We start from the raw sequence: 22,937 nt of genomic DNA, 5'->3' as shown, positions 1-22,937 counted from the left end.
CAGGTATATCATGAAAATTGCTCTGATGATGGAGAACAGCCAGGCGGCGAAAAATGCCATCGTGCTAAAAGAACTACAACAGGTGGCCGGTGCGCTGGAGCATTCTGTTTTCAACGTAGGCATGAGCGATGAGCAGGACCATCACCTAACCTATATTCACCTTGGGATCATGGCCAGCATTCTGCTGAATGCCAAAGCGGTGGATTTCGTGGTTGCCGGCTGCGGAACCGGGCAGGGCGCGTTAATGTCGTTGAACATTCATCCCGGCGTCGCCTGTGGCTATTGTATTGATCCGGCGGATGCGTATCTGTTTGCGCAAATTAATAACGGCAACGCGCTGGCGCTACCTTTTGCCAAAGGGTTTGGTTGGGGCGCGGAACTGAACCTGCGCTTTATCTTTGAGAAGGCGTTTAGCGGCGCGAAAGGCCAGGGTTATCCGCCGGAGCGTAAAGAACCGCAGGTCCGTAATGCCGGCATCCTCAATCAGGTTAAAGCGGCGGTAGTAAAAGATAACTATCTGGATACCTTACGCGCCATCGATCCTGAACTGGTTAAAACTGCCGTGAGCGGCCCGCGTTTCCAACAATGTTTGTTTGAGCACGGCCAGGATAAAACTATCGAAGCATTTGTGCGCGAGCTTATTGCCTAAGCGCTCTGTGGCGACGGGGCGAGAGTGCTCGCCCCGTTTGCGTTTAAATCTTCTCTAAATCCAGCCCACGGGTTTTTGGCCCGTAAATCCCCACCGACAGCATCACAATCAGCATACTGATGACAATAAAGGCAATCACACCTTGGGTGCCGGCATATTGCAAAATCAAGCCAATAAGAATGCTACTGAACACTGTCGATAAGCGACTGAACGAGTAACAAAAACCCACTGCGCGCGCGCGTATATGCGTTGGGAAAACTTCCGTTTGATAAGCGTGATAGCTGAAAGTCAGCCAGGCGTTGGAATAGGTGATCAGGAAACCGCAGGCAATCAGCAGCAGTGGGTTACTTTGCAACGCAAATAACGTACCGAACACCACCGTCATCAACGAAGAAAGAACAATTTGCCACTTATTCTCAATCTTGTCGGCGTAGCGGCTGCAAAACAGTGAACCCAATGGATAGGCGAGGGTGATGAAAAAGGCATACAACAAACTGTGAGTGACGGTGGCGCCTTTGCCGGAAAGCAGCGCTGGCAACCAGTTACCAAAACCAAAAAAGCCGATGGCCTGGAAAAAGTTCATCACCGCCAGCATGATGGTGCGTTGGCGATATTCCGGCGCCCAAATTTCCCGGAACGTCCCGCGCTTGGGAAGTTGTGCCGCCGCATCGTCCGAAGGAAAATCCGCGCCGGGTGTAATGCCACAACGAACCTCCATCCGGCGTAGTACCTGGTGCGCTTCCTGATGGCGCCCTTGTTGCGCCAGCCAGCGCGCCGATTCCGGTAAGTTTTTACGAATCAGCCAGATCACTAATGAGCAAAGCGCACCGGCGATCACCACATAGCGCCAGCCAGATAAACCGAAGATGGTTTGTGGCACCAGCCACCAGGAGAGTAGCGCAACCGCCGGAACGGAAAGGAATTGGACGAAGAATGAGAAGGCAAACGCGCGGCTGCGCAGATGCGACGGCACCCATTCGGTTAGATAGGTATCGATGGTTACCAGCTCAATGCCGAGACCAACGCCAACTAAAAAGCGCAGGAAGATTATCCACTCCGCCTGATGTTGAAACGCCATCAGTAATGAAAACACCCCGTACCAAGCCAGCGCGAACATAAAAGTGATACGGCGGCCGAAGCGATCGGCATTTGGCGCCAATAAGCTGGCGCCAATAAATAATCCTAAAAATGTTGCTGAAGCGAAGGCCGCCTGATCGGATATACCAAATACACCTTCACTTCCCAGATGAAATAGGTTTTCCGCCACCAGTCCTGAACTAATATATCCGGTTTCAAATAAATCATAGAGCTCAAAAAAACCGCCCAACGCCAAAAGTGTAATAAACAGCCATAGCCCTTTCGATGAAGGTAGTGCATCAATGCGTTCGGCTAATCCATTGTTTTTATTGTGTGTATAGGTGGGGGAAGCATTTTCTATCGGGCAGGTGGAATGCATTTTATTATTTTCCTCAGTAACATCATGTTAACCTTTCCATGCTAATGTTTGATGAGCGGAGTTAAATTTTTAAATTATTAACCGCTAAAGAAAATTAAGCATAAAGCTCCGGGAAAATAAGAATCAGAGGGAAAAATGCTGTTACTGAGCGCGTGGTTTTTATTTTAATTACAACGGATAAAAAGAAGGCCGCGATGAGGCGGCCTTGCGATGTAAACCGGGCAGTAGCGACTTAGAAGCTGTAACCCACCACCAGGTAGTAGCCCCAGCCGGTCGATTTCACTTCAAACGGACCGTTGCCGAAATTCAGCTCGGTACCGTCGGTCCACTGACCACCGTTATGGAAATAACGCGCTACCAGCGAGTAGTGCCAGTGATCGTAGCCCAGCGAGAGAATATGGCTGGAAGCGATAGAGTTGCTGCTACGAGACGGCCCAGCCTTATCATTCAGGTCGGAACCCCAGTCAAAGTTGGTAAAGCCAACGTAGCTTAGGTTACCGCCCCACAGTTGGGTTAACGGCAGGAAGTACTTCACCTTGAAGCGATAGCCATCCCAACTGTTTTCGTTCGGCGCGCCGTAGTTTTCCCATTGATACTTGGCATATACGTTCAGCGACAGCGCCATTTTGGTATGCGTATCAATGTCGGTACCGAGACCCATGTACCAGGTGTTCTGGCGACCGGCGGCATTATCACCCATATCGTAGATATAGTTGTTGGCGAAATACCACTCTTTAAACGGACCGAAGCTCAGGTCGGTACCGGTTAATTTATCAATTGAGAAACGCGGTTCGATTTCCATAAACAACGGGGAGCCGTCGTCCCAGATGCCTTTATCATTGTGGTTACCGGTGCCGAAGAACTTCGGTACATCGACATAACCATAGAAATCAAACCAGTCTTTATGGGCAAACGCCTCATATTCCAGGTAAAGGTCATTGTTCAACTGTGGTCCGAAACGGGTGTGATAGCTGCCTACCACGTTCACGCTCTGATGCCACCAGTCAGAAAGATATTGTGAGTTGTTCGACTCTGCGAACGAAGAGACGCTGTATGACGCTGCCAGCAGTGCGCCAGCCATCAACACTTTAGTTTTCATTTTATAACCACATGCCAGATGACCATTTTATCCTGTGGACGATGGTCTTTTAATGAGCTCTTCCCGGCGGAACGGGAAGGTAAATTTTTTTGCCGATCCGAAAAGCGAACTGCCCCTATTCAAGTGCCCGCGTAGGGTGCCTTTATCCAGCCGATAGAAAATAGATATTGCTCACATTTGTCAAAGTTTGTTTCATTTTGATTCAACTGTTTTGTGATTCTTATCACAATTTATCCGCCAATAAAGGCAGGAAAAGCTAAGTACAGGGAAAAAGAGCGGCCAATTGTGCACGCAAACGGTTACGTGTCACATTATTGAGGTAAGCGATGAAAGCGCGGCGGCAAAACGCTAGCGGGCTCTCATCATAGATAAATCCTGTTATCCAAATTGTTTGTTTCACATTATGGTTGGAAGCCTTTCCAGGGAGAATCCGCGATGAAAAAGTTTGTCTTATCCATCAGTGTATTGTTGTGCGGTTTTAGCGTTTCCGCGCTGGCGGAAGAGGTGTTGCGTTTTGGCGTTGACCCCACTTTTCCGCCGTTTGAGTCGAAAGCGACGGATGGCACTTTACAGGGTTTTGATATTGATATCGGCAATGCGATTTGTCAGCAGGCAAAAGTGAAATGTGAATGGGTGCAAATCGGTTTTGACGCGGCTATCCCGGCGCTACATGCACGTAAGTTTGATGCGATTTTGTCGGCCATGGCGATGACGCCCAAGCGGCGTCAGCAGGTCGCTTTTACTAACATGCTGTACAACACGCCGAGCGCGTTAGTGGCGCGGAAAAATAGCGGGCTGAAACCCGAACTGAACTCACTAAAAGGTAAAACCGTTGGCGTAGCGCAGGGCACCACGCAGGAAACCTATGCGAAAGCGTTGTGGGAAAAACAGGGCGTCCAGGTCATCTCCTACCCGAATCAGGATGAGATCTACCCCGATCTGGTTTCGGGGCGGATTGATGCGACGCTGACCAGTGCGGCATCTGCGGCTACTGGTTTTCTTAAGTCACCGCAGGGGCAGGAATATGCCATCAACGGCAAGACCTTATTTGATCAGCAATACTTTGGCGAAGGCGTTGGGATTGGCCTGCGTAAAGATGACACCACCAATCTGAAGCGGATTAATCAGGCGCTGGCGGAGCTACATCAGAACGGTACTTTTGATCGTCTGGCGAAAAACTACTTTAGTTTCAGCATTTACCAACAGACGGGACAGCAATGATGGCGTTGCCTGATTATGCCACGCAGCGCGCGCGGTTTATTACGGCGGTAGAACGCGCGGGCGGTCAACTGACCTCATGGCCGCACCCGCTCTGCGGGCCAAAAGGCGAGGCGCTGGCAACGGATGTGGCGGTTATCGGGAACCCGTCGGCGGCAAACCTGATGGTGGTGATATCCGGCACGCATGGCGTTGAAGGCTATTATGGTTCCGATAGCCAAATCGCGTGGCTGGAAGCGTACCCGGCAGGGAGTTTGCCGGCGCATTGTGCCGTGGTGTTAATCCATTTAATCAATCCGTGGGGGGCTGCGCACGTGCGGCGGGTGAATGAGGATAATGCCGACCTTAACCGTAACTTTATTGATTTCAGCCGGTCGCCGCCGGTTAATCTCGCCTATCCGGCTTTGCATGAAATCTACACCTGCCGCGATATCGATGGGCCGCAACGCCAGCGTGCCGATGCTCTGCTCCGCCAACACTGTGCAGAACAGGGATGGGTTGCGGTAAAGCGCGTGGTTGAGGCTGGGCAGTATCAATTTGCTGACGGTATTTTTTATGGCGGGCAGAAGGCCAGTTGGTCGCACCAGACCTTACAACAAATTGTGCAACGCCATTTATGCCACGCCAGCAATATCATTGCGTTTGATTTGCATACCGGAGCGGGTGCCTATGGCCACCCGATGCTGATGGCGATTGCCGAGCGGGCGTATCCGGCGCTGGAGGATGCGCAGGCGTTATTCGGCGCGTGGCTGACGGTGTTGATTACCGGGGCGAACCGCGACAGCGAAACGGGCGTTACCGCTACGGCGACCGGCTACTTATCGCAGTTTATGTTGGATAATTTACCTGGTGCCCGGCTGCTGCAGCTGGTGATTGAGTGCGGGACGTACGCGGGCGAAATCGTGCACCAACGGGTGCGTGATGATCACTGGCTACATTTGTACGGTCAGCCGGATTCACCACAAGGGCAACGGATCAAACAGGCGTTGTATGAAAGCTTTTATCCGGCCGATCCTGACTGGCGGGCGCTGGTGGCCTTACGTACCGGGCAGATTTTTACTCGCGCATTGCAGGCGTTATGTCAGAGGGCGCTATAGGCGCCCGTAAAAGGTCATGCGTGCGGTTTCCGACAGGGCGATGTTCGGCTGCGCATTATACGCCAGCACCACCAGCATTCGCGTCGTCTCGCCTTCGGTGGGTGTCACGCGATGGAGCGCATTGCGCCCGCGAAATAACACCAGATCGCCCGCTTCGATCGCCAGTTTTTCCACCGCGCGCTCGCCATCCAACACCGCCCGTACGCCATCAAAATTCATTTCGCCCGCGTCGGCATCGCGTAGGTTACTCACATACTCAAATACGCCGCCTGCCTGCGGTTTTTGCACCAGCAGCGTAATGGCGAAAGAGGAGTTGTCAAAGTGCCAGCCAAGCTCTTGACCGGTGTGCGCGTAATGGAGGTTGATCGATGACAGTGTATCGGCGTAGGGGTAGAGATGCTGTTCGTCCAGTACCGTGCAGAGAAAACGCGTGAACAGAGGAGCGTTATAAAGCTGACGTAATGGCGAATCCGACGGTACCTCCTCGTCGGTAATACAGCCCTTCGAAGAGAGCACCTGACGGTTACGCGCATGTAGGGGCGGCAAGGTCTCATCCGGCGGTTGCAAATACACGTTATGGCGGCTGGCGGCGTAAAAGGCACGATGGCGGTTTGCTTCTCCCTCGTGCTTAATACATTGTAGCGCCGCGGGCGTAAGAAAGTTGCGTAGCACCAACGCGCCATGCGCATCAAGCTGCCGTTTGCAATCGGCAAGGTAGTCGGCATCGTCTAAACGGTGTAGGGCAAGCTGAATAATCGGGCTTAGCGTGTCCATGATGTTCTCGCGTAACAGGAAGATGGCTTTACTGTACAGGCGCGATGAGGGCAGGCTGTAGCAATAAAAATTTAATGCGGTCGACAGGAGGCGTTAATGTCGCTCAGGCAGACGAAATTACCCCGCTTAAATGCCATTGCGGCATTCAGTATTGCTGCGGAAGCCGGGAGCCTGGCAAAGGCGGCGACGCAGCTTGCCTTGACGCCTGCGGCGGTCAGCCAGCAGATCCGCCAGCTTGAGGAGCAACTGGGAACGGTGCTGTTCCTGCGTACGCAAACCGGCGTCCGGCTTACCGAGGAAGGGAAAGCTTATCTGCGGTATGTGCGAGAGGCATTTGGCTTGTTACAACGCGCGCAACAAAATTTACAGCCTCAGTCGACCCGGCCCCAACTCACGCTGTATTCGTTACCAGCGCTGGCGACCAAATGGCTTACGCCCGCCATCGGCGCGTGGCAGCGGCAGCATCCCGATTGTGACCTTACCCTGCACGCGACCCATGCGCGGGTGGATTTTTCTTCAACGCCCGCTGATTTTGCGTTGTGTTTTGGCGACCATCACTACCCGCAGCTTGAGAGAATGCCGCTATTTCATGATGAAGTCCTGGCGGTTTGTAGCCCGTCTCTTTTGGGCGAGTCAACCGACCCGGCGGATTATCCGCTGATTCATCTTGATTGGGGAAATGACGGGCGTTTTCTACCTGGCTGGCAGGAGTGGTTTCAAATGAAAGGGGAAACGGCACCGCTGGCATTGAAGGGTTTGACATTCAATCTCACTTCGCTAGCGATTGATGCTGCGCTACAGGGATGCGGCATGCTGCTGGGGCAGCGGAGGTTAATTCAGCGTGAACTGGCGGAAGGCAGGTTAGTGGCGATCGATGAGCAGGTCTTGCCGCTGAGCAAGCCCTATTTTGTTGTTTGGCCTAAGCGAACGCTGAACAAGCCGGCCGGTCGTGAAATGTTGGCTTGGTTGCAGGCGTTGGCGCAATAGCCGCGCGAGGGCAATAAAAGAACCCCTCCGTGCAGTAGCACCGAAGGGGGATCATTGACCGAGGCGACACCCCGGTTAATTAACGGTTACTTCTGGTCCGGCAGTGCGTAAGCAATGATGTAATCACCAAGCTTAGTACCGAACGAACCATGGCCGCCTGCGGCGATAACCACGTACTGTTTACCATTGACCTCATAGGTCATTGGCGTTGCCTGACCACCCGCTGGCAGACGCGCTTCCCACAGCTTCTCACCGGTATTGGTGCTGAAGGCACGCAGGTAGTTATCGGCGGTTGCGCCAATAAAGAACACGTTACCCGCGGTAGTTACCGGGCCGCCCAACATCGGCATACCCATTTTGAACGGTAACGGGATTGGCGAGCTATCGCGAACCGTACCAATGCGTTTTTTCCAGACGATCTGATTGGTTTTCAGATCGACCGCCGAGACATAACCCCAGGCCGGCTGTTTACACGGCAGACCAAACGGCGACAGGAACGGGTTCAGTTCAACGCCATACGGCACGCCATACTGCGGCTGAATGCCAGATTCGGTACCAGAACCGCCTGAACCGTCTGCCGGTGGCTCGATCGGGTTGCCCGGACCGCGTGGGATCAGTTTAGAGACAAACGGCAGCGCCATTGGGTTGGCGATGGCGATCTGACGATGGGTATCCACCGCAATACCGCCCCATTCGAACATACCGAGGTTGCCAGGGAACACCAGCGTCCCCTGCTCAGATGGCGGGGTGAAGGGCCCTTCGTAGCGCAGTTTGTGGAAAATGACGCGACACACCAGTTGGTCAAACATGGTGGCGCCCCACATATCTTTACCGCTCAGGTTATTCTTCGGACGGAACGTCAGCTCGGAATAGGGCTGGGTGGGCGACAGGCGGTCACCTTTCGCCGGGCCTTGCGGAACCGGCGTTTCCGGCGCAGGCACTACCGTTTTACCGGTACGACGATCCAGCACGAAAATGTTACCGGTTTTCGCCGGCGCGTACACGACCGGAACGGTGTTACCGTCTTTATCGGTAATATCCGCTAGCGTCGGCTGTGCCGGTAGGTCCATATCCCACAGATCGTGATGCACAGTCTGATAGAACCAAGCCAGTTTACCGGTTGAGGCATTCAGCGCCAGCAAGCCGCTAGCATAACGCTCTTGTTCCGGCGTGCGGTGGCCGCCCCAAATATCCGGCGTGGTAACGCCCATTGGGAGGTAAACCAAATCCAGCTTCGCATCATACGCCGCCGGCGCCCAAGAGTTTGGCGAGTTCAGCGTGTAGTGATGTTCATCTTCCGGAATCGCATTCGGATCTTTAGCGCCCGGATCGAAGGCCCACAGCAGTTTGCCGCTGTTGACGTCAAATCCGCGGATCACGCCAGAAGGCTCACGGGTTGAGTAGTTATCGGTAACCGCCCCGGCAATCACGATCACATTATTGGTCACGATGGGCGGAGAAGTTGGTTCGTAGGCGCCCGGCGTGGTAACCGGTTGCTTATGCTGAAGATCCAGCTCACCGTTATTGGCGAAATCCGGGCAACGCTTACCACTGTCAGCATCCAGCGCGAACAGACGGCCATCGTTTACCGGCAGAAGAATGCGGCGTGCGCACAAGGCCGGTGATGCGTTACCTTGAGCCGCGCTTACCGCCGCCGGGTCTTCATGATAAGAGACACCGCGACAGGTCACATGCTGGAAAGTCGGGTTCGGTTTTAGACCCGGATCGAACTTCCATTTCTGTTTACCGGTGACGGCATCCAGCGCGAACAGGATTTGGTGCGGTGTACAGAGATACAGCGTGTCGCGAACTTTAATCGGCGTCACTTCATTGGTAATTTCGCCCGGATCGTTAGCGGTTTTCAGGTCACCGGTTTGGAAACTCCACGCGACCTGAAGGTTTTTCACGTTCTGATCGGTGATTTGCTTCAGCGGAGAATAACGTGTTCCGGCCTGATCGCGACCATAGGCTGGCCAATCGGCGTCAGGAATGGCGGAAGCACCGGCTGGCGCGGGTTGCTGTGCCGTTGGCAAGGTTCCGTTAATTTCCTGCGGATCGTTAAACACGGCATAAGCCAGTACCGCAGCGCTAATAATGATGCTCAACCCCAGCAGTGAGGCCGCACCTTTACTGGTCGCGTTGAAACCACGATAAACGAAGGGGAGCAGAAGCCAAATGCCAAAAATAACCCACACGTCGGAGCGGGGCGCCAGCGCCCAGAAGTCAAAACCGACTTCCCAAACCGCCCATGCCATGGTTGCCAGCAGTAACAGCGCATAAATAATCAGCGCAACGGTACTGCGCCGCCAAATTAAAAAGGCGGTAATCAGCATCACAATACCGCTGATTACATAATACCAACTGCCGCCAACAGCGGTGAGCCAGGCACCGCCAATCAGAAGATACGCGCCGCATAACACTGCGAACAAGACGGTTAGAAACCGTATAACGCGCAAGGCTGAGGAGTCTTTCCCCATAATGTTGTCCTCTATTTTGTTGCCATAAACTAGGTAAACAGCCCTATAGGCCATTGGTCAGACATAAAGTACGAATGATGTATGGTGTTCCCGGGAGTGCTCTTCCTTTGAGTCTACTGTTCCTTTTGCGTTAAATTTTATATGAAGAATCGTGAAACGTTGTGATTTTTTCTGGCAGAAAATTTTATCGATCGTGGTTAGCGCAGTGTAAAAATCAAAAAAGCCCGACAGGTTACCGTCGGGCGTTCTCATAAAGGAGGCGGGTTATGCAAGTTTATCGAAATCTGAAGCGTCGTGACGTTCCGGTAACTGTTCACCGGGTTCGCCCCAGGTACGATTAACAATGCGTCCACGTTTCACTGCCGGACGTTCGCTGATTTCTTGCGCCCAGCGCGTAAAGTTTTTATACGACTCAACATCTAAAAACTCCGCTGCATCATACAGGCCGCCTTTTTTCAGGTTGCCGTACCACGGCCAGATAGCAATATCAGCGATGGTGTACTCTTCGCCAGCAATAAAGCGGTGCTGAGCCAACTGGCGATCCAGTACGTCAAGCTGGCGCTTGGCTTCCATGGCAAAGCGATTAATCGCGTATTCAATTTTGACCGGCGCGTAAGCATAGAAATGACCGAAACCGCCCCCAAGATACGGTGCTGAGCCTTGCAGCCAAAACAACCAGTTTAGGGCTTCCGTGCGCGCGGCAAGATCTTTTGGCAGAAAATGACCGAACTTATCCGCCAGATAGAGCAAGATTGCGCCGGATTCAAACACCCGAACTGCCGGGGTCACGGAACGATCCAGCAGCGCGGGGATTTTCGAGTTCGGGTTCACGTCAACGAACCCGCTGGAGAATTGGTCCCCCTCGTTGATGCGGATTAAATGCGCGTCATATTCCGCGCCACTTTCGCCCAGCGCCAACAGCTCCTCCAGCAAAATTGTTACTTTTTGGCCGTTTGGTGTTCCCAGAGAGTAAAGCTGAAGAGGATGTTTGCCGATCGGGAGGGTAACGTCATGGGTTGGGCCGGCAATCGGCCGGTTTATTTTGGACCAATTTCCACCGTCTTGTTGATTCCAGGTCCAGACTTTTGGAGGCTGATAATTCTGTTCTGACATGATATTTTTCCGCCTTTTGGTTAAAAATATCTTACGTGAAGTGAAGCGTTTGGATTTTCAGTGTAGCAAATCACGGTAGCTAAACTTAGCCGTATGCGCCATGGAGGTGGACGACAGTATTCCATGATGAACAGAGTGGTTTTGAACGGCCTGAAGTAAACACCAAATGATGGCTTGCCATGGCCGGTGAAAAACGTCACTTATTTGATCGCTGTCGCGTCATGGCAAGATTCAGAAATTTTAATAAATCTATCATTATAAACAATATAATGATTACCTGGTTTGCGCAGCGCCGCGTGACGGACAACGTCGCCAGGTCGTAAATACCAGGCATCACCCTCGTGTTCTGCCGCACCACACCCTGGTTTGATGAGCAACTTAAACCAAGTGTTACCTGTATTGCTAACCACGCCAGCCGCACGGTCAAATGCCCACTTAAAGTGCACCTGCCGTGGACGCACCACTAAAATCGTTTCGATTACCACCACCGGATCCATACTGACCTCCGTACCTCTGGCATGGCGCATCACGTAATTGCGGGGCGAAATTTCACGGAATGAAACCCGGTAATAGCGCTCACGCGTATCTTTGGGGCCGTGGTAGTAAAATTTGAAATACTCGCTCTCTCCTCCCTGCAACGTTAGCTGACGTGGCGTAAACAGCAGTTCGCCGTCCGCCGGGCGAAAGCGCGCCTCTTTGCCGCCGGGACGGTCAATAGCCACGATCGAAACCTGATACAGACGGGCGCTTTTATTATTGTTAACCACGCGCTTAGCCGCGAAATTATCTTCCGCCGCCAGTGAAAACGTTAAGTTGCCCACCGCAATGGCCTGTGTCGCCGACGGTAACCACAGTGCCAGCAGGCAAAGGATCGCTCTCAATAAATTAATTGATGTTACGCCACGTCGCACGGACATGAATCTCTCCTGATGTACTCACTTCGCCAAACCAGCCGGTTTGTTCTACCGTTTGCAGCGATATAGCGTTATCCATGGCAATTGAAAACTTTACTGTCGTTTTGTTCATCACTCCGGTCTCACCGGAAATATTGTCCCATGGCGTATGCAGCCATAATGCGTTAGTAATATCGTGCCAATTATCGTCACACCCCGCGTCGTAGGTTTTGATCGCCCCATCTTGGGCGGTAAACGCCAGGGTGGCCGGGAACGGTACTCTGGACGCTCCGTCCGGCGAGCTAAAAATACAATATGAACGTCCTCCAATGGTCTGCGCCGGCCCCGTCACTTTAATCAGCACTTCATCAGCGGCGGTTTTGCCGCTGGTGGTGACGACATAGCCAAAATCCAGCGATGGTTGGTCATTGCCAACATGGCCTTCATGAGTTGGAACGGTGGTGTACTCATCGGAGATAATGCTGACGCTGAAATCTCGTGGTTTAATAATCAGCGTATTAGAGCTAGAAAACTCATACCAACCCGACTCTGGTGACTTGGTATTATTAAAGCGGAAGTTAAACAGGTCCTTAGTATTAATGTCGCTGATCCCTAATGCCACCATCTGTTTAAAGAAGTTACTGGAGAGGAAAATATAAATGGAATTTGCCGCCTTCATATCATTAAACGAGTAATAGTAAGTGGTGCCACTGACGCGTTTCCACGAATTTCCATCGAGACTAAACTGCATATCATAGGAACCAATCGCCGAGGATAGCGAGGCGTGGTTGAGCGACGGAAAGATATGGATGGAGGAAGCGTCCAGACCATCTGTTTGCAGGTTGTAGTTGACCATTTTACACGCCAGGCCGGTACGGCTCCCAATAGTTTGCGTCTGGCAGTCGGCACTTCCTTCGCCCATGGTTGGCACGCCGTCGGTGTTAATAAACACTTCTGCCAGCGCGTTGGTATTCATTAACCTCAGGTGAGCGGCTTTAGTATGGGTAACATTACGCACGTACCAGTTTCCTGAGTTCTGATCTTTACAGCGCTCGCCGCTGCTGGCGTCATAGCTGATGGAGGTCATGCAGGTGTTAATGACCATAGAAAAACTGCCGCCCACCGGCATGGATTGCAAATATTGGTAGAACGAATCGGACATCATACCGTGCATCCATTTTTGCCCGCCGCTGGTTACCGTCGCGCCATAAAAACCATTGGCATCGATGATTTGTGGCTGTATTAGACTGGTTGTCATGTCGCAACCTGAATACCAGTTGATACAGCGCAAACCGAGTAACGGATAGGATGCAGGTGAGTTTTCCAGCCACATATCGAACTGCCAATTGGCGCGCAACGGGGTGTTATAACCATTGTCGATATAGCCCAGGCTCTGCTGATAGATAGTGCCTGAACCGTTATATTTCAGCCCGGTCCAGCGATTTGCCCCGGTAATCCGTGGATCCAGTGCACCGCCTGGGGTAACGAAGAAATTATTATCCGCGTTATTTTCAACAAACACGAATGGCCTGTCTGGCGCATCCGGTCGAATGGTTTTGTTTACCTCCGCACTGACACGCAACGCACACAACACCGCAGCCAATATTGCAAAGCGGACTAGCCATTTAGCTTTCACTCTCTTCCCCTGTCGGTTGTATGCTGGCATAGGAGGCAAGACCACGGCAGATCACATCGCCCATCCATATCGCACCGTGCGCCGGGCCGAGTTCTAGCACCGCTTCGCAGCGCTGGTTTTTACCGTGACTGAAATTGATGGTTGGGTATTTTTTATCAATATCCATGACAAACTCGCCGTTATCATCGGTACGCGTGCGTCCAATGTGGTTATTAATCACGGCATTGGCTAGCGTGGTGCCATCTTCGGCATAGAGACGACCAGAAACAGTAACCAACTGGGTGACTTCCGGCTCAATCACCGCGACATTGCCTGGATAGAGGGTGAGTTGGCTCTTGCGTCCGGTAACAATGTTGTAGCTGTCGAGCGAGTCTTTGCTGTTTTGCAGTTCGATTTCATAACGACTGTACGGCGACAAAGGTAAATAGCTGCGCTTGCCGGAGAGCGGGAAGACCCGGCCATTTACCTTGGCGCTCAGCTTACTGTCACCCTCAAGCCCGGTTTTGAAAATCACCCCGGCGTTACCGTCGGTCCGTCCGCTGGCGGCGATATTTTTCCCCTGCCAGCCGATGCTACCGTTGGCGGTCAAGTTAGTATTTACGTAGCCATCGGCCCCACTATTCATGTTCAGCGTGCCGGAGGAGTAGCGGCTATCAAATCGGGCGTAGGCGCCGCCGCTGAGTGTTTTGTCTCCGCGGGTATCGCCGGAAATCGCGCGCGAAATATTTGCGCCGAGGGTACGGATACTACCTTCATTAAACTGTTTACGCGCCGCCAGGTTAGCCATGGTGTAACCGTTCTGGTGCGTCATCCCGGTACTAAACCAGTTGCCGAGTGGCAGAGAAAAGTCGAACGCGATGTATTTACCGGTATTCGCCCTGCTGTCGCCGTTATTGAAACGCTGAATGCCGGTCCGCATTCCCAACGAACCTCCTGCCCAAGCGTAAAGCGTCTGGTAGTAATCTGCGGTGTAGTAGTGACTGTTATAGCGACGATCGATGTTATAGCTAATATTGAAGGTTCCCAGTTTCGACCACAGCGAATTCAAGTTCAGCGTACCGCCGATGGCCCGATTATCGGCGCTACTACGTCGTAACTTATTGCTGATATGGGTTTTCTCATGGTTGACCCACACCGAGCTGAAGCCGCCGGGTAGTGCGGTGTTGATACTGCCAATGCTGCTCCAGGAGCTGTCACTGGCTAACATGTTTTGCAGGTTCACGTTGACGTATTTAGCTAACGGCAGTGTCAGCCGGGTCTCGCCTATCGCGTTATTATCGTAACTGTAACCGGTCGCCGCCCAGTTGATGGCGCTCACCGAACCGGAAGCCGAAGCGCCGGCTACCCAGCTATCTTTAGCTGGTAACGTCTTTTTGCCACTCTCGGTCCAGCGGTCCATATGGAAACTGCCAGCCCAAAACTGCCAGGCAAGCGGCGCACCGACTCCTCGTCCTTGGCTGAAGAGTTTATTCACCCGCTGCGTTTGTTTGCCGACCGTCCGTCCATTGACGATCACTTCAACCTCAATATCGTAAATCCCATAGGGCAAACCACGGGTGTCCACTTCGTGATTGCCCATCGCGAAATTCTGTACGCTCATTAAGCGCCCGTCGCGAGTCAGGTGAACCTCTCCGGCGGCAGGTAAAAAGGCGATGATGGGGGTGGCCGACTGCGTGTTATCGAACACGGTTGAATTGGCCTGATTTCCCCAAGAGGCACCGTAGATTTTCCCGGCTGAAACAGCGGTCATCGGGCCAAGCGACTGTAGATTCCAGGTGTCTAACATCCCGGCAGCAAAGCGATATCCGGCAAAATCACGCTCGTACATCGCCTTATACATCTCATTGTCTTGGCTGCCGGAACCCATGCCGTACAGCGAGCCATCCAGCACCACGTGATGCTCGCGTAGCGCGATGACATTATTCAGTGAGATATAGCTGGAGGTGTTACTGCCGCCGTTGCGCATCTGGTTGTTATAAACACCCAGGTTATAATTCAGGCTACTGCTAATACCATCAACGCTGGAGTGACCAATATCCTCGCTGCGCGAACGCAACACTGTGCCTAACGCTTCCCGCTTTACTACCAGTTGCAGCAGTAACTGACGCAGGCTAAGTTGCAATTGCGCGTGGTTGGTCAACGTAATTTTAAGGTCTTTACTGAAGGATTCATTCGCCAGCGAGGTTATCTGTTTGCGGAGCGGCTCGCTCACGGTAGCGTTGTTGCTATTTTCTTCCAACTGAAGTCGCCGTACGCGCAGGATGCCATCATCCAGCCAGATGAAGGCGTTGCCGATCCGCTGATCATTCTGCGTGTCGGTACTGTTCTCGAGGTGGATAAATACAGGAATGCTCATCCCATCATGCAGGGCTTTGCTAAAGGCTTGAGGGATAATAACGCCACCAATTTGCTGTACTTTATCAGATGCGGCAGTAACGCTAAGTGAAACAGATAAAGAGACCATGCCGGAGGCAAGGAACGTTTTCAGTCCTGAAGTAATTCGTCGTGCAGACATAGACTTAATCCATTAGTGCAAATGCCTATTTGACGGGAACAAATTGCGCGCCCTGCCAAAGCGCAATACGTCCTGTTTTTGCAGCAGTGTTAACCTGTGTAAAGCGGCGTTCTTTTCCTGGCATAAGGAAGTAGTTTTCTTTGCATTCTTTGCCCTCTGCTGGTTTTAGACATGGACCATAGGCCAGGATGCGCAATGTAGCGTTACCTGTATTAATGAGTGTGCCGCTGGCATACCGATAGCGATAATTCACCTTTCTCGGGGCGACGACCAGAATCGTACCGATATGAGCTGAAGCTGTTGCTACCGCGCTACGGATCGAACTATCGCGCTGAAGGTCGCTCAATGCTTGATCAAACCAAACAATACGGTAATAGCGCTCTTTATCGTCCTCCGGCCCTTTATAAAAAAAACGAATGACATCGCTGGATTTTGCCGGTAACAGTAGGCTCGCGGGGGTCAATAAGATTTCATCCCGTTTATCCATCGGAATGACTTTGCCGTCGTCAAGCGGTGAAGAAATACGCTCCATGCGAATATTAATTAAGCGACCACTGTCGGTGGTATTTTTAATCTCTTTACTAAGGACTGTGTTATTGCTGTACATAAATGAAGAGATATCACCGACATCCAGCGCCAGGGCTGGCGTTATTCCGCTGAGCAACAGGCCAATCGCCAGAATGCGTTTTTTCATAAGAGTTCGGTCCATGAAAGGAAGCAGGAGGAATCTCCCCCTGCCAAGCGCTTAGGGAAAATCAGAGGGTCCAGGTCGCATCGAAGCGTACGCTGACATCGCCGCTCCAAACGCCATCCGGCAACTTGCTGAAGTCCGTTATCGCTGTCGTACCATCAGCAGTCCCGCCAGTAATAAAGAAGGTGAAGGCGTCCTGTGCGTATGTACGGTCCGCCGTTTTATAGCCTGCTGACAGTGCGCTGAGATTACCACCTAAGATGCCTGAAGCGGTGTTGACCATGATGGTATCGGTAGTCTTTTCTATTGGAGCGCCGTTGTATTTAACCCCAACCTCGAGCGTTGAGCCGGAAGTGTCCAACTGAGTCAGGGTGTTTGCAACCAGCCGAGAGGTCAACTTAAATGCGGTGGCCGTCGTATCACCGGCGATAGTGACATCAAACAGGCCTTTCTGTGAGTTAAACCCTTTAATTCCTTCAGCATATTGGAAAGTGAGGCTGCCCAACGGAGTGACGACCAATTTACTGGTAGTATCTTTTTTGGCAACTGCAGACCAAGTAGCGATTGCTTGAGAAGTCGCATCAGCGGCCTGAGCGGTACTCATTCCGATAAGTGTAGATAATGCAATGGCTGCTATTTTTAATTCCATGGTCAAATCATCCTTATTTTATTTAATTCCTAACCTTCTTACTCTATATATCAAAGGCATTATTATCTGAGCAACTATGGTTATCCTTTTGCAAGGATACGGTAAGCCTTTTGTAACCAACGACAAGCACCCAACCATCTGTTCAGATTGCCGGTATTTATCTTAAGTAAATATTCGATCTTAATCTCATTCTTTTGTTAAATTAATGTCAAAGTATATAAATTAATGGATTGGTTTTTACTGTAAAACTAATATAAATCTCGTTGAAAATTAAAAGTGAAGCTAATGTGAACTTCATATTATTTATTAATGTTTATTATGGCGAGGCGGGTTAAACTCGACTGAGTAACGGTAGATGAACCGATGATGCAATAGATTATTTAATGAGTGAGGCCTCCGCGTGGAAAGGCTTTTCATTACACATGATGGGAATAGTGTTTATTGGTACTTTGAAACCTGACAGACAAGGCTACAGCGACCATAGGGGTTGGTAGCCACTTAGAGGAAATGCTCATGCTGGATGGAAAAAGCAGGGTCACTGGAAATGGCACCCCGAAAGGTGCCACTATGACAATTACCAGCGGAGTTCTGATGTTGGGAGAAAGGTTATCTTTCTAGCGTAATCGTTCAGCTCATAGTCAACCTGTAAAGTGAGCGGAATATGAAAGTCGAGTAACGTAAATCTTTCTGTCCAGCCAATCTCACGCCTTCCCCTTTTTCTAGGAGGAAGAGCTTTATCTGGTTCACCTAGCTGATTATGAACCCAAGGACGAGCCATCACAGGCTCCAGTGGCGTCGGTAGCGTATTCGGGAACACCCAATTCTTCTTTTCTTGGTCCAGCAATGTTAATGTGATTTCTTTCAATGTGTTGGAGTCGCGATGGAAGGCTAAAAAGACACCCTCTTTTGCCATATCAAGAGTAACAACATCAGAACCAGAGAAGCCTGTAGGCTTAGATTTGTATGGAATCAACCCAGCATCAAAGAGTTGCTCGTAAGTTTTCCCGAGGTTACGGATCAGACTTTCTACATTGACTGTCATTTTTTATATAGCTCCACGCTCTCATTCAACTCGTGTATTTTGGCCCTTGCTGCTTCCAGTTTTTCCTCGGTGATACCAGATTCTTTCAAGGCGGGCTTTATCACGTCAAAGTTTCGATCAGCAGCCGCTCGAAGGTCTCGGGAATCACGCTCCACTCTTCCCGGCTCCCTGTTACGGCCCCCATAGGTTTCACTTATTTTCCTATGCACACCCTTTGGAATCACTATTGCAGCAACTTCTTTCGCTAACATTTCTAATTCCTTTTCGTCAGCATCGGGGTAAAGCCGCTGATAATACAATCTAACGGCTGCTGCGGATGGCATGTGGTCAGCTTCGTATTCGCCCTGCCGCGAGCGGCCATTGAAGTCGATATAAAGCTCAACTTCCAGCAGTTCTACTGGAGGCTTGCTGAGATAGATGTAAATTGGCGGATGGACGTTGCCCGGAAACACCAGAATGTAATCTCGGAAGTCCTTTTCCTCTGGCAGTGGCGTGGTGGTGATGGTCACATTCTGAATATCCGGGTGCTCAAGCCCCGGTATCGTGACGGTTCCTGCCTGTGGGTTGTTATTCCCTGTATTCCAGCCGTTCTGTGACCCCGGCGTGTTCGCTGGTGTCCATGTGATTAATGATTTATCACTTCGCTCGTCGCCCCAGAATTCATAGCTGCCATCGGTCTGCCTCTCCAGCATTCTGACTCGCACCTGATCACGACCACTGGCGGCAGTTGTGTGATAGCCAACCGCTTTCAGCCTCCCGCTATCGTCGTCAGTGATCCAGTTATAACGGACGCGGGTAGGGACGGTACCCTTGCTGTGAGCCACTTCCAGCAGGTTCTGAGGCGTCAGCAGGTCGCTCTGCTCGCCTTTGAGATTCGACTGAATGATGGCACCCATGACCACGAACGGCAGATTCATCGCCAGCCGTCCGTTCCAGACTTCGGGGCCGGAGAGGCGTTTCATGGAGTGGGTTAATGCTGTAGCGGCGTCCTGACTGGCTTTAGCTGTTGCTCCTCCGGCAGAGGCAGCCATCCCGGCTTCGGCGGTCCCACTAATGACTGGCGGCGGGGGGAGGGGCATCGCTTCAGCTTCACCAAAGAAAAAGCCTGTGACTTTATCGAAGAGTGATTTCTTCGGTGGCTCTGGTGGCGGTGCATTTTTCTTCTTTGCGGCCTGTGCGTGTTGTTCTGGCTCAGGGTCTGGCTGAGTGGGTTGTGACTGATAGAAACTCATTTCGCCGATGTTGCTTTGTGGCTCTTCTGACTCCCCGGCATCGGTATTACCAGTACCACGCAGGACAGACTTTGCGAACACCGGGATAGCGATTATAGCGGCGGCAGCTACTTTGTTAATGGGCCATTCCGCTGCCCGCTTGCGATGCTCCTTAAAAGGATCGCTCGGACTATCTTCCACCCAAATTGTCGTACTGCCCAGCACCTGATTGTTTTTGCAGTTACAAAGTACCCGATCGCCTGTGGCTACGCAGGGTTTGTCTTCAGCGAAGTAATACGCAGTGCCATTGATCTGAAATGGCCCGTTGCAGGTTTCTTTTGGGCACCATGCCATATCGCCATTCAGGGCAATATTCCGTTCTTCAATAATCGTCGAGGAAGCTGAAATCACTTCACCGCCGCTCGTGGTTTTGTCTCCAAGCCTTACCAGTGCTCTGGTCATAATCCCTCATGAATCATATTGATATCGTAGGCATAATACCCAAAAGATGACTAAAGCTAAATCAATCGGAGTGAAAAATGTTCGGTTTGATATAGGGGTTGTTGTTGATAGCTGGGAGGTAGAGTTAGTGCTGGTGGTTTGCGTTTGGCTTCCGACCGGACAAAGACCGGATGTGGCCTTGCAGAAATGAATCCGTCAGCCGGGTACTCATGTGAAATATAGTGTCTATTGGGGATTTGAAGTCTGACAGACAAGGCTACCGCGACCAGAGGGGGGTTGCCACTTAGAAGAAATGTTTAGGCTGGATGGAAGAAGTAAAGCAGCGACATCAGCGGTCATCGCGACCTGAAAGCTACCGGAACCCCGGAAAGCAAAAAACCAGCCCTAAGGCTGGTTTTTCTAAATTATGGTGCCCGGACTCGGAATCGAACCAAGGACACGGGGATTTTCAATCCCCTGCTCTACCGACTGAGCTATCCGGGCAACGGGGCGCATTAAACCGTAAAGGCTGAACTCCGTCAACGGCTTTCTGCCAAAAAAACGCGAAAGCCCGCCTGACTGGCTGCTTTTCAATCAGAAGTGCGCCTTCAGGTCAGCGCACCGTTCTTTCTACACAGGGCAAAACGCAATACATCCTCCGCTAACTGGCGGGCAGTCACCACATCCTGCACCTGACGTTTTACCAACAGCTTGCTCAGGCAACCCTCCAGAATCAATTCCATCTGGTCGGCGACCAGCGTTGGGTTATCGGTTTCCAGTTGGCTCAGCAAGTCGTGAGTGTAGTGCCACGAGGCGCGTTTTTGTTGTTCAGCCAGTTGGTGAATAGGGTTATCGTTCTGCGGATAAAAACTACAGGCGGCGATAAACAAACAGCCGGGAAAACGTCCATTCGACACCGAGGTTTCCAGCACCTGATAACGCGCCAGTAACTTTTGCTCTGCCGTAAGGGTTTCATCCAACAGCAACTGACGCCGCCAGGTATCAATTTGTTCCCCGTGAAAACGCAGCGCGTCGTACAATAACGCATCACGATCGGGCCAAAAACGTTGCAGTTGATCAAACGGTATTTCCACTTTTCCAGCCAGCTTTTCTAACGAGGTCGTCGCGGCCAGACCATCTTGCTCAAGCACGTTCAGCGCATGCTCGAGTACTTGTTCACGTAGCAAGTGAGACTCCTTTTGAACATCGGCGCGATAGCCATTTTTTAGCTCTGTCTGCAACCAGTGTCGTTTACTGCGCCAATTTCTGCAAATGTGCGGCGAACGCCTTACCGTCCATAAAGCCGGTTACTCTGGAGCCGGGAATCTCTTTGCCGTTGGCATCGAAAAACAGAATAGTGGGCAGGCCGAGCACCTCCAGATGCTGTAGCAATGCCTGATCCTGTGCATTATTTGCCGTAACGTTAGCCTGTAGCAACTGAATAGCGGTCAGCGCACTTTGCACCTGAGCATCGCTAAAGGTGTATTTCTCAAACTCTTTACAGGCGACGCACCAATCGGCGTACAGGTCGAGCATGGTCACTTTGCCCTGTGCATTTTGCAGCGCCTGCGTCAGATCCTGTGAGGTAGTGACGTGCGCGAAGGTGAGTGTGTGCTGCTGTGCGGGTTGCGCCGGGTTGCCAAATGCCCAATCTTGCAACGGACGAGCGGCAACCAGTGCGGCGGCAAGGAAAATAATTTGCAGCACACGAACACGCCCTTTGGTTGAGCGTAGGCTGATGATAAACGCCCAGCTACAAAAGGCGACGCCAAGTAAACTCCACAACCGCAGGCCGAGAGTATCGCCCACCACGCGCTCCAGCAGAAAAACCGGTAATGCCAGAATCACAAAACCAAACCCTTCCTTTACCGTTTGCATCCATGGGCCGCTCTTCGGCAAGAATTTATTGCCAAATAAGGTCACGGCAATCAATGGCAAGCCCATGCCGAGGGCATAAAGATACAGCGTACCGCCGCCCGCCCACATATTTCCGCTCTGCGCGATATAGAGCAGAATGGCGCTTAACGGCGCGGTGGTGCAGGGAGAGCAGATTAGACCGGCTAACGCGCCCATCAGTAGCACGCCGGGTAATGAACCGCCTTGCTGACGGTTGCTTAACAGTGTTAGCCGCGTTTGTAGTGCGGAGGGAAGCTGTAACGTGAACAGCCCAAACATTGAGAGCGCCAGCAAGATAAACAGCGCCGATAAGCCGATTAATACATACGGATGCTGTAAGGCGGCCTGAAAACGCAACCCGGCGGCGGCGACCAGCATCCCCATCAAGGTGTAGGTAACCGCCATTCCCTGTACGTAGCTCATCGCCAGCGCGAATAATCGCCCAAACGATAATTGACGTGACCCGCCCAAAATAATGCCGGAAATAAGGGGGTACATCGGTAACACGCAAGGTGTAAAAGCAACGCCAATCCCAATCAGCAGCGCCCACAAGGGAGAAAATGGCAGGCTGTTCACCGGCGAAGGCTGAATGGTTACCGGCGTAGCGGCAGGGGCGGAAGTGTGGCTACTGGCCACTGCCGTCAGCGGAATATCACGCGTTTCGGGCGGATAGCAAAAACCTGCGGCGGCGCAACCCTGGTAAGTGAGGGTAATGCTGGCGCCCTGATCCGCCTGCTTAATCACGATCGGCAAACTGAGGTTATCTGGATAGATCTCCGTTTTGCCATAGAACTCATCTTCGTGCGGCTGGCCGGCGGGTAACGCCACCGTTGCTAACCGGGCATGGTGCGCCACGACTTTTATTTGTTGCCGATACAGATAGTAGCCGGGTTTCACTTGCCAGCTTAATGTCAGCCGATCGGCTTGCTGATTAAAATCAAAGGCAAACGCCTGATTCACCGGCACAAACTGGCTGGTGTTTTGGCCGAAAAGTGCGGCGTGGACGGACAGACTGAACAGAATCAACAGCCCGCTAAAGATTAACCTGGTGATGCGCTGAGCCATGGCGGGGGATCACTCTCTCCTTGTTGAA

At 51.8% G+C, this 22,937-nt stretch carries 18 protein-coding genes and 1 tRNA gene; 4 read left to right on the top strand and 15 right to left on the bottom strand.

Features of this window, described 5'->3' with window-relative positions:
- Window positions 1-10: 10 nt before the first annotated feature.
- Complete coding sequence (locus PMPD1_RS20065) at window positions 11-649, top strand: RpiB/LacA/LacB family sugar-phosphate isomerase (protein WP_173635705.1); 639 nt, start codon at window positions 11-13, stop codon at window positions 647-649.
- 43 nt (window positions 650-692) lie between these two features.
- Here the strand turns inward: PMPD1_RS20065 and PMPD1_RS20060 are convergent, their stop codons facing one another.
- Together PMPD1_RS20060 and PMPD1_RS20055 are read right to left on the bottom strand one after the other, a co-directional pair.
- A complete protein-coding gene (locus tag PMPD1_RS20060) occupies window positions 693-2,105 on the bottom strand; it encodes an MFS transporter (protein ID WP_173635704.1) in 1,413 nt (470 codons plus the stop codon).
- Window positions 2,106-2,337: 232 nt separating this feature from the next.
- Window positions 2,338-3,204: a nucleoside-specific channel-forming protein Tsx gene (locus PMPD1_RS20055; RefSeq protein WP_173635703.1), complete on the bottom strand. Its 867-nt coding sequence runs from the start codon at window positions 3,202-3,204 to the stop codon at window positions 2,338-2,340.
- A 435-nt stretch (window positions 3,205-3,639) separates the two neighbouring features.
- On the opposite strand from PMPD1_RS20055, the gene PMPD1_RS20050 reads away from it, so the two are divergent.
- The gene (locus tag PMPD1_RS20050) at window positions 3,640-4,425 is read left to right on the top strand and encodes an ABC transporter substrate-binding protein (protein ID WP_173635702.1); all 786 of its coding nucleotides are present in this window, start codon (window positions 3,640-3,642) and stop codon (window positions 4,423-4,425) included.
- On the top strand, window positions 4,425-5,519 hold the full coding sequence (locus PMPD1_RS20045) for a DUF2817 domain-containing protein (RefSeq protein WP_173636302.1): 1,095 nt from the start codon (window positions 4,425-4,427) through the stop codon (window positions 5,517-5,519). The genes PMPD1_RS20050 and PMPD1_RS20045 overlap by 1 nt, the downstream gene beginning before the upstream one ends.
- Here the strand turns inward: PMPD1_RS20045 and PMPD1_RS20040 are convergent.
- Complete coding sequence (locus PMPD1_RS20040; RefSeq protein ID WP_173635701.1) at window positions 5,514-6,293, bottom strand: HalD/BesD family halogenase; 780 nt, start codon at window positions 6,291-6,293, stop codon at window positions 5,514-5,516. The genes PMPD1_RS20045 and PMPD1_RS20040 overlap by 6 nt on opposite strands.
- 96 nt (window positions 6,294-6,389) lie before the next feature.
- On the opposite strand from PMPD1_RS20040, the gene PMPD1_RS20035 reads away from it, so the two are divergent.
- A complete protein-coding gene (locus PMPD1_RS20035; protein ID WP_173635700.1) occupies window positions 6,390-7,280 on the top strand; it encodes a LysR substrate-binding domain-containing protein in 891 nt (296 codons plus the stop codon).
- A gap of 86 nt (window positions 7,281-7,366) precedes the next feature.
- Here PMPD1_RS20035 and PMPD1_RS20030 read toward each other — a convergent pair whose 3' ends face one another.
- The 12 genes from PMPD1_RS20030 to PMPD1_RS19975 all read right to left on the bottom strand — a co-directional run bounded on the left by PMPD1_RS20030 (window position 7,367) and on the right by PMPD1_RS19975 (window position 22,909).
- Entirely contained in the window at window positions 7,367-9,757 is a 2,391-nt protein-coding gene (locus PMPD1_RS20030; protein WP_354292702.1) for a glucose/quinate/shikimate family membrane-bound PQQ-dependent dehydrogenase, read from the bottom strand.
- Between the two features lie 264 nt (window positions 9,758-10,021).
- Window positions 10,022-10,870: a glutathione-dependent disulfide-bond oxidoreductase gene (gene yghU, locus PMPD1_RS20025; protein WP_173635699.1), complete on the bottom strand. Its 849-nt coding sequence runs from the start codon at window positions 10,868-10,870 to the stop codon at window positions 10,022-10,024.
- A 200-nt stretch (window positions 10,871-11,070) separates the two neighbouring features.
- Window positions 11,071-11,787, bottom strand: coding sequence for a fimbrial biogenesis chaperone (locus PMPD1_RS20020; protein WP_173635698.1), 717 nt, complete (start codon window positions 11,785-11,787; stop codon window positions 11,071-11,073).
- Window positions 11,756-13,429: a fimbrial adhesin EcpD gene (gene ecpD / locus PMPD1_RS20015; RefSeq protein ID WP_435529701.1), complete on the bottom strand. Its 1,674-nt coding sequence runs from the start codon at window positions 13,427-13,429 to the stop codon at window positions 11,756-11,758. Before ecpD ends, PMPD1_RS20020 begins: the two co-directional genes overlap by 32 nt.
- A complete protein-coding gene (locus PMPD1_RS20010; RefSeq protein WP_173635696.1) occupies window positions 13,389-15,914 on the bottom strand; it encodes a TcfC E-set like domain-containing protein in 2,526 nt (841 codons plus the stop codon). The genes ecpD and PMPD1_RS20010 overlap by 41 nt, the downstream gene beginning before the upstream one ends.
- Before the next feature lie 25 nt (window positions 15,915-15,939).
- Window positions 15,940-16,608 (bottom strand): EcpB family pilus assembly chaperone, encoded by a 669-nt coding sequence (locus PMPD1_RS20005; RefSeq protein WP_173635695.1) that lies wholly within the window; start codon window positions 16,606-16,608, stop codon window positions 15,940-15,942.
- 61 nt (window positions 16,609-16,669) lie between these two features.
- Window positions 16,670-17,254, bottom strand: coding sequence for a common pilus major fimbrillin subunit EcpA (gene ecpA, locus PMPD1_RS20000; protein WP_173635694.1), 585 nt, complete (start codon window positions 17,252-17,254; stop codon window positions 16,670-16,672).
- A 574-nt stretch (window positions 17,255-17,828) separates the two neighbouring features.
- A complete protein-coding gene (locus tag PMPD1_RS19995) occupies window positions 17,829-18,296 on the bottom strand; it encodes a DUF6392 family protein (RefSeq protein ID WP_173635693.1) in 468 nt (155 codons plus the stop codon).
- Complete coding sequence (locus PMPD1_RS19990) at window positions 18,293-19,969, bottom strand: S-type pyocin domain-containing protein (protein WP_173635692.1); 1,677 nt, start codon at window positions 19,967-19,969, stop codon at window positions 18,293-18,295. Before PMPD1_RS19990 ends, PMPD1_RS19995 begins: the two co-directional genes overlap by 4 nt.
- 407 nt (window positions 19,970-20,376) lie before the next feature.
- Window positions 20,377-20,452: transfer RNA gene (locus PMPD1_RS19985), tRNA-Phe, on the bottom strand.
- A gap of 104 nt (window positions 20,453-20,556) precedes the next feature.
- Window positions 20,557-21,135, bottom strand: a complete 579-nt coding sequence (gene dicD / locus PMPD1_RS19980; protein WP_173635691.1) for a division control transcriptional repressor DicD — start codon at window positions 21,133-21,135, stop codon at window positions 20,557-20,559.
- Window positions 21,136-21,199: 64 nt separating this feature from the next.
- A complete protein-coding gene (locus tag PMPD1_RS19975) occupies window positions 21,200-22,909 on the bottom strand; it encodes a protein-disulfide reductase DsbD (RefSeq protein WP_173635690.1) in 1,710 nt (569 codons plus the stop codon).
- Between the last annotated feature and the right edge of the window lie 28 nt (window positions 22,910-22,937).

Origin of the sequence: Paramixta manurensis, from assembly GCF_013285385.1 — a bacterium.
Taxonomy (GTDB): Bacteria; Pseudomonadota; Gammaproteobacteria; order Enterobacterales; family Enterobacteriaceae; genus Paramixta; species Paramixta manurensis.
This window is presented reverse-complemented; position numbering and strand designations above follow the sequence as displayed.

Coding starts and splice junctions, on each gene's coding strand:
- PMPD1_RS20065 (WP_173635705.1), top strand. CDS start 11: ATGAAAATTGCTCTGATGATGGAGAACAGCCAGGCGGCGAAAAATGCC.
- PMPD1_RS20060 (WP_173635704.1), bottom strand. CDS start 2,105: ATGCATTCCACCTGCCCGATAGAAAATGCTTCCCCCACCTATACACAC.
- PMPD1_RS20055 (WP_173635703.1), bottom strand. CDS start 3,204: ATGAAAACTAAAGTGTTGATGGCTGGCGCACTGCTGGCAGCGTCATAC.
- PMPD1_RS20050 (WP_173635702.1), top strand. CDS start 3,640: ATGAAAAAGTTTGTCTTATCCATCAGTGTATTGTTGTGCGGTTTTAGC.
- PMPD1_RS20045 (WP_173636302.1), top strand. CDS start 4,425: ATGGCGTTGCCTGATTATGCCACGCAGCGCGCGCGGTTTATTACGGCG.
- PMPD1_RS20040 (WP_173635701.1), bottom strand. CDS start 6,293: ATGGACACGCTAAGCCCGATTATTCAGCTTGCCCTACACCGTTTAGAC.
- PMPD1_RS20035 (WP_173635700.1), top strand. CDS start 6,390: ATGTCGCTCAGGCAGACGAAATTACCCCGCTTAAATGCCATTGCGGCA.
- PMPD1_RS20030 (WP_354292702.1), bottom strand. CDS start 9,757: ATGGGGAAAGACTCCTCAGCCTTGCGCGTTATACGGTTTCTAACCGTC.
- yghU (WP_173635699.1), bottom strand. CDS start 10,870: ATGTCAGAACAGAATTATCAGCCTCCAAAAGTCTGGACCTGGAATCAA.
- PMPD1_RS20020 (WP_173635698.1), bottom strand. CDS start 11,787: ATGTCCGTGCGACGTGGCGTAACATCAATTAATTTATTGAGAGCGATC.
- ecpD (WP_435529701.1), bottom strand. CDS start 13,429: ATGCCAGCATACAACCGACAGGGGAAGAGAGTGAAAGCTAAATGGCTA.
- PMPD1_RS20010 (WP_173635696.1), bottom strand. CDS start 15,914: ATGTCTGCACGACGAATTACTTCAGGACTGAAAACGTTCCTTGCCTCC.
- PMPD1_RS20005 (WP_173635695.1), bottom strand. CDS start 16,608: ATGAAAAAACGCATTCTGGCGATTGGCCTGTTGCTCAGCGGAATAACG.
- ecpA (WP_173635694.1), bottom strand. CDS start 17,254: ATGGAATTAAAAATAGCAGCCATTGCATTATCTACACTTATCGGAATG.
- PMPD1_RS19995 (WP_173635693.1), bottom strand. CDS start 18,296: ATGACAGTCAATGTAGAAAGTCTGATCCGTAACCTCGGGAAAACTTAC.
- PMPD1_RS19990 (WP_173635692.1), bottom strand. CDS start 19,969: ATGACCAGAGCACTGGTAAGGCTTGGAGACAAAACCACGAGCGGCGGT.
- PMPD1_RS19975 (WP_173635690.1), bottom strand. CDS start 22,909: ATGGCTCAGCGCATCACCAGGTTAATCTTTAGCGGGCTGTTGATTCTG.